Origin of the sequence: Proteus sp. FME41 (assembly GCF_014897315.1) — a bacterium.
Classification (GTDB): Bacteria; Pseudomonadota; Gammaproteobacteria; order Enterobacterales; family Enterobacteriaceae; genus Proteus.
Window position 1 is genome coordinate 1 of record NZ_JABUYL010000009.1, and the last position, 12,778, is coordinate 12,778.

Below are 12,778 nucleotides of genomic sequence, written 5' to 3' on the forward strand. Positions count from 1 at the left end.
TACTTCAAGGTGTAGCGTTGTTGACTACGTTCATTCGCACTAGTCACATACTTGTAATTATTTAGAGTAAGAATGTAGTCATACTTTAAGGTGTACTTTGAATTATTTAGAGTATGTAATCTACTGAAAAGGCTATATTTTTTAATATAGCCTTTTTTGTTTCTTCGTTTTTCTGGGTGTTTATACTTAATAAGATTCTGTGAAATACTCGATTTTCTTTGTTAAATCTACTTTGTATATCTCTAATATCCTGCCAAAAAGCCCCTCTTAATTTGGAATTACTCTCTTTTTTTTCTGTTAACATGATGTCCGTTTTTATACTTATTTATAAATATATGTAAAATTTCTTATAGTTTTATTCGTTATTATTAGAATAAAATTACTAGGATTAGTCTTTATTTGTTATTTTTTACTTTATTTAACTATAATGTCTGATTAGTGTAATAACTTAATTTGTTAAATTTTTGTAGTACTTCATAAAAATACAGAGAGTAAAACACACCTATTTCCTATTACCATTGTTGTGATTAGGGGGAGAGCAATGAAACAATATAAAACGCTAAAATTAGCGTTAGTCATGTCCATGGGGCTTGCTTTTGTCAGTATGGGAGCATCAGCCGAAACATCGTGGTATAACGAAATTAATAGTGGAACGAATAATACGGGCTATAGCATCAGCGATACCGCTATTTCTACAAAAATAAAAGAGACACTATTACCAATTCAAAGCATTGATAGTGAATCCCTTTCTATTCGCACTGAATTTGGTCATGTTTTTGTTTCTGGTTTTGTGAAGAGTGAAGAACAAGAAGCGCAAATCTTACAAATCATTGAAAAAGTAGATGGTGTAAAAAGTGTCGATTCTTCAGTGAATGTTCGGCCTTAAATAAAGTCAGTTTGTTTTGAGTAATAGAAATACCAATATCGTTAACTTTATTTGTATGAATACGTAAAAAGAATGACGCCGAAAAAATGTGCGGGTATCCTTTGTTAAGTTGTATAAAGGAGACATTATGGGGAAGTATATACCTGTCACATTAAATAATATTACAGCACTTGAGTTTCAATCCTCACTACCGCAGGGCAAAGTGGCTTTAGTTTGTGAAGGCGGAGGCCAACGCGGGATTTTTACCGCGGGTGTACTTGATGAATTTATGCGCTCACAATTTGATCCCTTTGATATTTTACTAGGAGTATCTGCGGGCGCACAAAATTTATCCGCCTTTGCCTGTGGTCAGCGTGGTTATGCGCGTAAAATTATTAATCGTTATACAACGAATAATCAATTCTTTAACCCTATCCGTTTTGTCCGTGGCGGCAATTTATTAGATCTGGATTGGTACATGGAAACGACCGCCAAAGAAATGCCTCTTGATATGTCAACAGCACTTCGTCGCTTTGACACAGGGCGTGAATTTTATATGGTGGCGAGTCGTTCTGATAATTTTCAAGCTAATTATTTTCAACCTGATGAACCAACTTGGCTTGATATCATCAAAGCGTCCAGTGCTATTCCTGCTTTTTATCGTAATGGTGTTTTATTCCATGATGTTGTCTATCATGATGGCGGCATCAGTGACGCTATCCCAGTAAGAGAAGCCTATCGACGCGGTTGCCGTACTATTGTGGTTGTTCGTACTGTACCTTCTGAATATCAATACACAACGGAATGGGTTGATCGTATGGGTAAATGGTTCGAAAACAGCCGGTTGCAACGCTTTATGGCGATGGCACAAGTGCATGTCGAAACCTATACAGAAACCCTTAAATTTATTCAATCTCCGCCAGAAGATGTGGTCGTTATTGAAATCTACCCGCCCACTACGTTGCAATCTAGTGCATTGGGGAGCCGTTTAACTGCATTAAATCATGATTATCATGTAGGAAGACGTTGTGGTCGTTATTTTCTGGCAACAATCGGACAGCATTTTTCTAAGAAAAAATTCAAACAACACGATAAAAAATTATTTAGTGTATTTGAGCAAGAAGCAAAAACAGATAAAGCAGAAGAAGCGTCTATTATTCAACAAGGAACAAGAGGCGTGCATCCTGATGTAAGGCAGGTTCAAGAATGAATAAATTTATTGATACTCACTGCCATTTTGATTTTCCGGTATTTTATGATGATCTCGCTAATAGCTTATCTTTAGCGCATCAAGCACATGTTGAAAAAATCATTATTCCTGCTGTTGCACATTGGAATTTGGATGTTGTTGGTGAGTTAGCGAATCATCATCATCAATTATATTGTGCATTAGGATTACACCCTTTATATATTGAAGAACATACCGAGCAACATTTAATCGAATTAAAACAGCGGCTAAAAATGACTTCTCGCTGTGTTGCGGTCGGGGAAATTGGACTTGATGACTATATGGAAAACCCTCAGCCAGAAAAGCAAGAGCGATTTTTAATTGAACAACTTAAATTCGCGATTGAATGTGATTTGCCTGTTATTTTACATTCTCGTAAAACTCACGATAAGCTGAGCGCTCTTTTGCGTCGTTACGATGTTCCACGTAAAGGTGTTATACATGGTTTTGCAGGAAGCCAACAACAAGCAGAAAAATTTATTCAGCAAGGCTATTTCATTGGTGTAGGTGGCACAATCACTTATGAGCGAGCACAAAAAACACGCCGAGCAATTGCTTCATTACCCCTTGAATCTCTATTATTAGAAACCGATGCACCGGATATGCCTGTAAGTGGCTTTCAAGGTGAGCCTAATCGCCCAGAACGTATTCAATATGTTTTTTCTCAACTCTGTGAATTACGTCAAGAACCACCTGATGTAATAGCACAGCAACTCTATCTTAATAGCCTACAATTATTTCGATTAAAAAATGACACCTCGTTTTGAATTGAATTTTGTTCATTAACAGATCAAAAATACGCCTTATTTTCATCTTATTTCTATGATTAAGATGCTGGTGTATTTTTTGTTGTTTAAAATTAAGTATCCCGTTTGTTAATCGTCTGATGTTTTCTCTTTATTCACCCTATTCAATAAGTGCGTTTGTTGTTTTGTTTGTGTGATCTTAATCACATTTACGACTTTTACGTTACTTTTTTCAGCCCCTATCTGTGATGGATATTGAGGGTTATTTTTTTAGACTGGGTATAATTATCTGGCAAAAAGAGTCAATAAACTCTGGCTAGAGCATTATTGATAATCCATTAAATTTTTATATGAACAGGGATCCTTCAATGCAACTCATTATGAGCTTGGTCGGGATGGTCACATTAATATTGATAGCCATTCTATTTTCCAGCAATCGACGTGCAATTAGACTACGTACAGTTGGTGGCGCATTCCTTATTCAGATTGGCTTAGGTGCATTTGTTCTTTATTCCGACGGCGGTCGCGAGGTACTTCTTGCGGTTTCTGATGGCGTCAAGAATGTTATTGATTACGGCAATAACGGGATGAGCTTCCTATTTGCAGGCTTAGTATCAGATAAAATGTTCGAGTTATTTGGGGGTGGCGGTTTCGTATTCGCCCTACGCGTACTGCCTGTTATCGTGTTCTTCTCGTCACTCATTGCGGTGCTGTATTACCTTGGCATTATGCAAATTGTGATTAAAATTCTCGGTGGTGGCTTACAAAAAGTCCTTGGTACATCACGAACAGAATCGATGTCTGCTACTGCAAATATTTTTGTTGGACAAACAGAAGCGCCGTTAGTTGTTCGTCCTTATATTGCCAGAATGACAACCTCAGAACTCTTTGCTGTTATGTGTGGTGGTTTAGCCTCTGTTGCCGGTTCTGTCCTTGCTGGGTATGCCAGCATGGGCGTGCCGTTGGAGTATTTGATCACCGCATCCTTTATGGCGGCTCCAGGAGGGTTACTTTTCGCTAAATTACTTATTCCTGAAACAGAAACACCAGACGATCAAAAAGATGCACTTGATAAAATGACGGAAGAAGAAAAACCCGCCAATATTATCGATGCTGCCGCGGCTGGTGCATCTTCAGGTTTACAATTAGCGCTTAACGTAGGTGCCATGTTACTTGCTTTCGTTGCATTGATTGCATTAGTTAATGGTATTCTTGGGGGAATTGGTGGCTGGTTTGGCTATGAGAATTTCTCATTAGAACTAGTGCTAGGCTGGATTTTTGCACCTATTGCTTTCCTAATTGGTGTGCCTTGGAGTGAAGCAACCATTGCAGGCTCATTTATTGGTCAAAAAATTGTTATTAATGAGTTCTATGCTTACTCTGAATTTAGTAAATACTTAAAAGAAGATGCTTTAGTTGCGGGCTCGGGGCTTATGGTGTTATCAGCGCAAACGAAGGTCATTATCTCCTTTGCATTGTGTGGTTTTGCTAACCTCTCTTCGGTTGCCGTATTGCTAGGAGGGTTAGGCGGAATGGCACCTAATCGTCGTAAAGATGTGGCTCGTTTAGGGATGAAAGCGGTACTTGCTGGTACACTCTCTAACTTAATGAGTGCAACTATTGCAGGTTTCTTTTTTGCATTAACGGCTATGGCTGTTGTTGCTGCTTAATTGATTTTGAGTATTAAGAGCAGATGGGTATTTTATCTATCTGCTCTTTTATGTTTGTTTTCTGCTGTAATGTTAACTACTTTTATTGTGTGAGATATTTCGCAGTTTGTATTGAATAGGGTCAATTAACTCGTCATTTAATGTAGATCACGCTTTTTTTACGTTATAAAGACGACTTAAAGACGGTATTCAAGTAACATTAAACCAGAAAACGACTTATTTGTGATTTGTATCACACTTTAATGTCATTGATTGCAAGTTGCATTTGATTAGTGTGACGTAAAGCACATCTAATTGTTCCTTAGCGTGTTCAAATAAGATGTGCTGAAACTTCATGGAATGGCGAGGGCTCAATGTCGGGTCGCCGAAGTGAGCATAGCGCGGTGAGAAGGAACTCAGCTGTCGTTGTAGCGCAAGTTACAACAACATCTTCAAGGAACCAAGTCCGCTCGCCAACAAATTTAATCGCTAACCTTAAGCGTATGCCCAACCGGGCTTAAGAAACATCGTTGGAGAGTTTTATGACAGATTTAACCGCAGCAGCGCGCCTTGCGCTGTCTTTGATGGATTTAACTACATTAAATGATGATGACACTGATGCTAAAGTGACTGCGTTGTGTCATCAGGCTAAAAGCCCAGAAGGCAATACAGCCGCTATTTGTATCTACCCACGCTTTATTCCGTTAGCACGTAAAGTGTTACGTGAACAAGGTACACCAGAAGTCCGTATCGCAACCGTAACTAACTTCCCTCATGGTAATGATGATTTAGATATCGCATTAGCAGAAACCAATGCGGCATTAGCTTATGGCGCAGATGAGGTTGATGTTGTTTTCCCTTACCGCGCACTTATGGCAGGTAACGAGCAAATCGGTTTTGATATTGTTAAAGCATGTAAAGAAGCTTGCGCAGAAGCAGGGTCTTTACTCAAAGTCATCATTGAAACGGGTGTGTTGAAAGATCCTGCACTTATCCGTAAAGCCTCTGAAATTTCAATTAAAGCAGGCGCTGACTTTATTAAAACTTCCACAGGTAAAGTGCCTGTAAATGCAACACTGGAAAGCGCTGAGTTAATGATCCAAGTGATCCACGACATGGGTGTTGGCAAAGAAGTTGGTTTTAAACCTGCAGGCGGTGTACGTACTGCCGAAGAAGCTGCTCAATACCTTGCATTAGCTAACCGTATCATGGGTGACAACTGGGTTGATGCCCGTCACTTCCGTTTTGGTGCGTCAAGCTTGCTAGGTAATTTATTAGCCACTTTAGGTCATGGCGAGCAAAAATCGTCTAGTGGTTATTAATCCATTCGTGTAATACGCCCACCTCTTATTAGCGTGGGCGTTATCAATGCTATAAAGCCAGGAGGTTGCAGTGTTTCTTGCCCAAGAGATTATTCGTAAAAAGCGTGATGGTCATCCTTTAACTGAGGAAGAGATTCGTTTTTTCATTAATGGCGTCAGAGATAATACTGTTTCTGAAGGTCAAATTGCTGCATTAGCAATGACGATTTATTTCCACGACATGACAATGCCAGAGCGTGTGGCTCTAACATTAGCCATGCGTGATTCCGGTACTGTACTGAACTGGAAAAGCTTAAATTTAAATGGCCCTATTGTTGATAAACACTCAACCGGTGGTGTGGGTGATGTCACTTCACTGATGTTAGGGCCAATGGTTGCCGCCTGTGGTGGTTATGTTCCTATGATTTCGGGTCGTGGATTAGGTCACACAGGTGGAACATTAGATAAACTTGAAGCTATTCCAGGTTTTGACATTTTCCCTGATGATGAGAAATTCCGCGATATTATTCGCAACGTAGGTGTTGCGATTATCGGACAGACTAATTCATTAGCACCTGCTGATAAACGCTTTTATGCTACCCGTGATATTACTGCTACTGTTGATTCAATCCCTCTTATCACTGCATCAATTTTAGGTAAAAAATTAGCCGAAGGCTTAGATGCATTAGTGATGGACGTTAAAGTGGGATCGGGTGCCTTTATGCCAACTTATCAGAAATCTGAAGAGCTGGCAGAGTCAATTGTTCAAGTAGCAAATGGCGCAGGTTGTCAAACAACGGCACTGTTAACCGATATGAACGAAGTATTAGCTTCTAGTGCAGGTAATGCGGTTGAAGTTCGTGAAGCGGTTCAATTCTTAACAGGTGAATACCGTAATCCACGTCTGTTTGAAGTGACGATGGCGCTGTGTGTTGAAATGTTAGTATCAGGTCGCTTAGCGGATGATCGTCAACAAGCCCGTCAAAAACTGCAAAATGTGTTGGATAACGGCAAAGCGGCAGAAATCTTTGGTCGTATGGTTGCAGCACAGAAAGGCCCATCTGATTTTGTTGAAAACTACAATAAATACCTGCCAACTGCGGTATTAAGTAAACCTGTATTTGCTGAGAAATCAGGCTTCATCACAGAAATGGATACACGTGCATTAGGTATGTCTGTTGTGACATTAGGTGGCGGTCGTCGTAAAGCCACTGATGCAATTGATTACAGCGTGGGATTAAGCGATATCGTAGCGCTTGGTGCTGAAATTAATACAGATACGCCTTTAGCGATGATCCATGCTAACAGTGAAAAATCATGGCAAGAAGCTGCGGCTGAAGTCCGTAAAGCGATGGTGATTGGTGACAGCAAACGTGAAGCATCACCAATGGTATACCGCCAAATCAGCGAATAAGAACTCAATGATGATTTATAAGTGACATATCCGTGGTCTACGGACAATGACACAGGAGAGAGAATGATGAAACGTGTACATATTATGGTATTAGATTCCTTCGGTATCGGCGCTGCCGGTGATGCACCAAAATTTGGTGACCAAGGTTCAGATACTTTAGGGCATATCGCACAAGCGTTTGCTGACGGTAAAGCAGATAAAGAAGGCCGTAAAGGTCCACTTCATTTGCCAAATCTTTGCCGTTTAGGTCTAGGTAAAGCAGCAGAAGAATCAACAGGTAAATTCCCTATTGGTTTAGATGAAAACGCAGATATCATTGGTGCTTATGGTTACGCAAGTGAAATCTCTTCTGGTAAAGATACTCCGTCAGGCCACTGGGAAATCGCAGGTGTTCCTGTGCTTTTTGATTGGGGATACTTTAAAGAGCTGAAAAACTCATTCCCACAAGAACTGCTAGAAAACATCGTTAAACGTGCCAAATTACCGGGTTACTTAGGTAACTGTCACGCTTCTGGTACTGTCATTCTGGATGAGTTGGGTGAAGAGCACATGAAAACCGGTAAACCGATTTTCTATACCTCTGCTGACTCTGTATTCCAAATTGCTTGTCATGAAGAAACTTATGGTTTAGATGAATTATATGAGCTATGTGAAATCGCTCGTGATGAACTAAACAAAGGCGATTACAATATTGGCCGTGTTATTGCACGTCCATTTATTGGTGATAAACCAGGTAACTTCGCTCGTACTGGTAACCGTCATGACTTAGCAGTAGAGCCACCAGCACCAACCATGTTGAAAAAACTGGTTGATGAAAAACAAGGTCACGTTGTTTCTATCGGTAAAATTGCAGACATCTACGCAAACGTAGGTATCACTAAAAAAGTGAAAGCAACAGGTATTGATGCGCTGTTTGATGCGACCCTTGAAGAAATGAAACTGGCTGGCGATAACACTATTGTCTTTACCAACTTTGTTGACTTCGACTCCTCTTACGGCCACCGTCGTGATGTTGTGGGTTATGGTGAAGCACTTGAATTATTCGACCGCCGTTTACCTGAACTGATGGAACTGGTGAAAGAAGATGACATTCTTATTTTAACCGCAGACCACGGTTGCGACCCAACTTGGCCTGGTTCTGATCATACTCGTGAGCACATTCCAGTTCTCGTTTATGGTCCTAAAGTTAAACCGGGTTCATTAGGTCACCGTGAAACCTTCGCTGATATCGGCCAAACAGTTGTTAAATACTTTGGTGTATCACCTGTCGATTACGGTAAAGCAATGTTTTAATTTAACTTCGGTAGGCATAGCAATATGCCTACCGAATTATTTTTGAATAGTAAAAAGATCAATTAAAAGGAAGAATTATGGCTACCCCTCATATTAACGCAGAAATGGGCGATTTTGCTGATGTCGTTTTAATGCCGGGCGACCCGCTTCGTGCTAAATACATCGCTGAAACTTTTTTACAAGACGTCCGCCAAGTAAACAATGTTCGTGGTATGTTAGGTTTTACAGGTACGTACAAAGGCCGTAAAATTTCTGTTATGGGCCACGGTATGGGTATCCCTTCCTGCTCAATTTACGCAAAAGAATTAATTACTGATTTCGGCGTAAAAGTGATTATCCGTGTTGGTTCATGTGGTGCGGTATTACCTGATGTTGAATTACGTGATGTTGTTATCGGTATGGGTGCATGTACTGACTCTAAAGTTAACCGTCTGCGTTTTAAAGACCAAGACTTTGCAGCCATCGCAGATTACCAATTAGTTCAAAATGCAGTTGATGCGGCAAAAGCGAAAGACATTAAAGTTCGCGTTGGTAACATTTTCTCTGCTGACCTGTTCTATTCTCCAGATCCAGAAATGTTTGATGTAATGGTAAAATACGGCATCCTTGGTGTTGAAATGGAAGCTGCAGGTATCTACGGTGTTGCTGCTGAATATGGCGCAAAAGCACTGACTATCTGTACTGTATCTGACCACATCAAAAAAGGGACACAGACGACTGCTGAAGAACGTCAAACAACCTTTAACGAAATGATTGAAATTGCATTAGAATCTGTTCTGTTATTAGAAGACTAATCAACACATTTCGTTGCTTAAAAATAAAAAAAACCCAATTTTTAAATTGGGTTTTTTTATGTCTAATTAATAAAGCTAGAAACTATGGAGCATAAATATACGTTTCTAAATAAGGGTCCATTTTAATCGCGTAGTTTTTTAGATTATTCAGGCTAGGGGTTAACGGATCTTTGCACTCTTTTTTACTAATAATATTATTGTCTTTATAAACAATCACGCCGTTAAAGTTCCATCCTCTACCTTCACCGTCATAAACAACGTAGCTGTAATTTCCATTCTTAAATCGAATATAAGTCGATGCTCCAGCAACAAACATCTGATGCCCATAAAAGACATTATTATTAGGTTGCTGAGGAACTGGTAGTGTGATCTCTGTTTTAGCAAGTGTGCCATAGCGATACACAGGGGGATTCCCATGTTCAACGAATACGCTGACATACTTACCATTTTCAAGTTGGCAGGTAAATTCTTCAGCATAGACACTTGCGGATAATAATACGAATACAGCAGCAACAGTGATATGTGCTTTCATATTGTGTTCTCCGTTAATTACCTACTCTATTACTTTAAGTATCGGCAAAGAAAACAAAATATGTAGAGTAAATATTCTGATTATTTAGTCAAGTAACTAGTTTTCGTTTTAACTAATATTTTTAATTTTATTAGAATAAATGACTATTGAGGTGAGAGATTTTGCATTTGAATAAAGAAGAACCCTTTATATACACTTTTACCATACTTTATACCTAATAATAGTTAAAATTAAAGTTTATTTGCTAATTATGAAAAATATCATAGTGTTTTAGTTTGATTTTATCAGTGGTAATTAAACTTAATGTAATGTTAGCTGTATTAATTGCGGAAATAACAGATTAATACAATTAATTAAAATGAGAGTTCAATAATATCATATGGTTAGCAGGTTATTATTGTATTTTGATTATATTTCAAATAGTTAATAGTATTGCTAGTGATAGTTTCTGTTTATAGTCCTATTTTCATTGTGATCTCAGTCACATAAGTGCATCGATGAAAAGAGAATAGCTGTAAATTTAACTTTCCGAATCAATGTAATGTATTGATTTAAATATAAATACTATTTAACTCGTTATTGTTTGTGCGATGAGCGTTATCGCATGGAACACTAACTAATTTAATTAGAAAATGTATAGTATTGCTATGCAACTAAATTAAATTATTGTCGGTTTCTATTTGGAGAATATAGTGAAAAATCAAGATTTATTAGGTCTATCTTCTGCTAACATTCTGAATGCGGAATTTGAGAAGAAATACCATGACGTTATTGCTCACTTTTTCAGCAGAGATCCGAAGTATTGGCCGATATTTCAGGATAAAACAATCCAATCTATTACACAGTTTAGAAAAACAACGACTAATGATAATGACCAATTGCAACGTTATTCTAATGGACCTCAATTATTAGATCGTTTAATGGCTGATACACAAATGCAGCAGCATATTAATTATCCAGAAAATGATCCTAATGAGCTGCTGATGTTAGTGTCAACACTGTGTAAAAACTGGGAAAACCCACTTGCTGTTGAAAACGTGATTGCAATGCCAAGTGATCCTGGTGTTTATGGTTCAATCTTAGGGTTAATGGGCAACCCGAATATGGTGTATTGCGAATACTCTGGTGTTGCTGATGCGTTAGAAAAAGTGACTATCAAAAAAGTTGCTAAATTAGTGGGTTATGATCCTGAAGTTGCCTCTGGCGTGTTCACTCAAGGTGGCACCATGTGTAACTTATATGGCTATCTATTTGGTTTACGTAAATCAATGCCCAATTCTAAACATTTAGGCATGGCGGCAGATCAAGATTATCGCATCATTAACTCTCAAGGGGGTCACTATTCTAATATGACTAACCTTGCGTTATTAGGTGTAGATGTTGATAACAAAACTATCCGTATCAAAGTGTCTGAAGATAACACGATTAATTTAGAGCACCTAGAACGTGAATTAAGAGCCTGCTTTACCGTTAAATGTAAAGTCCCGACTATCATGTTAACCACAGGGACAACAGATACCTTTGGTGTTGATGATGTGAAAGGGGTTTGCGAGTTACGTGATCGTTTATGTGAAGAGTTTGAAATCCCTGTTAAGCCTCATGTTCACGTTGATGCTGCGGTAGGTTGGCCGATTATCTTCTTCTTAGATTATGACTTTAGTGGTAATCCGCTAGCGATTAACGATGTTACTTTAGAAGGCTTACGTCAGAATGTTGAGAAATTTAAACATCTAAAATATGCCGATTCTATTACTATCGATTTCCACAAATGGGGCTATGTTCCATATACCTCAAGTTTAGTGTTAGTGAAAAATGGTAATGATTTTGTTGCGCTAGAGAACGATCCAGAAAACTTCACTTATTTTGAGCATGAATTAGAAGGTCAAACTCACCTGCAATCAACGATTGAGTGTACCCGTAGTGGCGTGGGTATTTTTGGTGCTTATTCTGCGATGCATTATATGGGAATTGAAGGTTATCAAACTATCATTGCTCACTGCCTGCAAAACGCTAACTATATGCGTCATCAATTGTTAGAGATGGGTAATGCAAAGATTATTGTTCCTGAAAACCAAGGCCCAAGTGTTGGCTTTAAGCTTTATGATCCTAACTTAGTGAAAGATCCTAATGTTGCTTTTGATTTAGAGTTAACCTGCTCTACAGATAAAGAAGCGTATGATTTTATGGTTCATAATACCCAATGGCATAGAAAACTTTTCTTACAACGTGGTAGAGAAGGGTTATTTACAAACTGGGTTGATTCTATTGCTTGTTCTAAATATGCGAAAAATAACCGCTACGTTTATCTTCCAGGTGAAAAAGCCGTCTTTATGAACCCAAATACCGAGCGTGCGCATATCGATAATTTTATGAAGATTTTAACTGAAATGAGCCAAAATATGAGCTCGAAGAAAGTTGCAAAAATCTAATTAAATTATTGAGTAATTAAATAAAACAAACTGTACTTTAATAGAGAAAATTTATATTAGGGTACAGTTTTTTGTTTTATACAATATTGGTTGCGAATTATCTGAGTTGGCTATCTTTACTACCACGGCGGTTGTATCCACTAAACGCATTATTCTTTTTATCAAATGCTTCTTGGCAATTTAAACAATAGCGTACGCCAAGAATGGCTTTTTGCCGAGCAAGGGAAATAGGTTCACCGCATTCATCACAAACCTCTGCACTTTCACCTTGTGCCATTTGGTTGCGAGCTCTTGCAATGGCATCATCAATGGTGGCGTCTATCTGCTCTTGAACCGCACTATCATTAGCCCATCCACTCGCCATAATATTCTCCTATTTTAACAGCGAATATAAATACTATTATTAGGGCGATGGCGAAAAAATCAACAGTGTAAAAAAGAAAAGGGGGACCTAGTGATAATAAAGAGTAATCGAAATAAAAACCCCCTCATAAAGAGGGGGAAAATTCAGAGGCATAACGGTTGTT

11 protein-coding genes are annotated in these 12,778 nt (G+C 38.6%); 9 read left to right on the forward strand and 2 right to left on the reverse strand.

What is annotated here, in order from left to right; genetic code table 11:
- Nucleotides 1–541: 541 nt before the first annotated feature.
- From INT04_RS09750 to deoD, 8 genes are all read left to right on the forward strand, one after another.
- Nucleotides 542–886 (forward strand): BON domain-containing protein, encoded by a 345-nt coding sequence (locus INT04_RS09750; protein ID WP_193015951.1) that lies wholly within the window; start codon nt 542–544, stop codon nt 884–886.
- A gap of 127 nt (nt 887–1,013) precedes the next feature.
- Nucleotides 1,014–2,075, forward strand: a complete 1,062-nt coding sequence (locus tag INT04_RS09755; RefSeq protein ID WP_193015952.1) for a patatin family protein — start codon at nt 1,014–1,016, stop codon at nt 2,073–2,075.
- Nucleotides 2,072–2,860 carry a TatD family hydrolase gene (locus INT04_RS09760; protein WP_193015953.1) on the forward strand — a complete coding sequence of 263 codons (789 nt, stop codon included), beginning with the start codon at nt 2,072–2,074 and terminating at the stop codon, nt 2,858–2,860. Before INT04_RS09755 ends, INT04_RS09760 begins: the two co-directional genes overlap by 4 nt.
- Nucleotides 2,861–3,207: 347 nt before the next feature.
- Nucleotides 3,208–4,509: a NupC/NupG family nucleoside CNT transporter gene (locus INT04_RS09765; protein ID WP_193015954.1), complete on the forward strand. Its 1,302-nt coding sequence runs from the start codon at nt 3,208–3,210 to the stop codon at nt 4,507–4,509.
- A gap of 521 nt (nt 4,510–5,030) precedes the next feature.
- Nucleotides 5,031–5,810, forward strand: a complete 780-nt coding sequence (gene deoC / locus INT04_RS09770; RefSeq protein WP_193015955.1) for a deoxyribose-phosphate aldolase — start codon at nt 5,031–5,033, stop codon at nt 5,808–5,810.
- 70 nt (nt 5,811–5,880) lie between these two features.
- Entirely contained in the window at nt 5,881–7,203 is a 1,323-nt protein-coding gene (gene deoA, locus INT04_RS09775; protein WP_193015956.1) for a thymidine phosphorylase, read from the forward strand.
- 66 nt (nt 7,204–7,269) lie between these two features.
- A complete protein-coding gene (deoB, locus tag INT04_RS09780) occupies nt 7,270–8,496 on the forward strand; it encodes a phosphopentomutase (protein WP_193016080.1) in 1,227 nt (408 codons plus the stop codon).
- A 77-nt stretch (nt 8,497–8,573) separates the two neighbouring features.
- On the forward strand, nt 8,574–9,290 hold the full coding sequence (gene deoD, locus INT04_RS09785; RefSeq protein WP_193015957.1) for a purine-nucleoside phosphorylase: 717 nt from the start codon (nt 8,574–8,576) through the stop codon (nt 9,288–9,290).
- A gap of 82 nt (nt 9,291–9,372) precedes the next feature.
- On the opposite strand, the gene INT04_RS09790 is transcribed toward deoD, so the two are convergent.
- Nucleotides 9,373–9,822 (reverse strand): hypothetical protein, encoded by a 450-nt coding sequence (locus tag INT04_RS09790; protein ID WP_193015958.1) that lies wholly within the window; start codon nt 9,820–9,822, stop codon nt 9,373–9,375.
- Nucleotides 9,823–10,514: 692 nt separating this feature from the next.
- Between INT04_RS09790 and INT04_RS09795 the strand changes: the two genes are divergently transcribed.
- Nucleotides 10,515–12,251 (forward strand): pyridoxal phosphate-dependent decarboxylase family protein, encoded by a 1,737-nt coding sequence (locus INT04_RS09795; RefSeq protein WP_193015959.1) that lies wholly within the window; start codon nt 10,515–10,517, stop codon nt 12,249–12,251.
- Between the two features lie 97 nt (nt 12,252–12,348).
- Here INT04_RS09795 and INT04_RS09800 read toward each other — a convergent pair whose 3' ends face one another.
- A complete protein-coding gene (locus tag INT04_RS09800; protein WP_193015960.1) occupies nt 12,349–12,615 on the reverse strand; it encodes a DksA/TraR family C4-type zinc finger protein in 267 nt (88 codons plus the stop codon).
- Nucleotides 12,616–12,778: the final 163 nt, after the last annotated feature.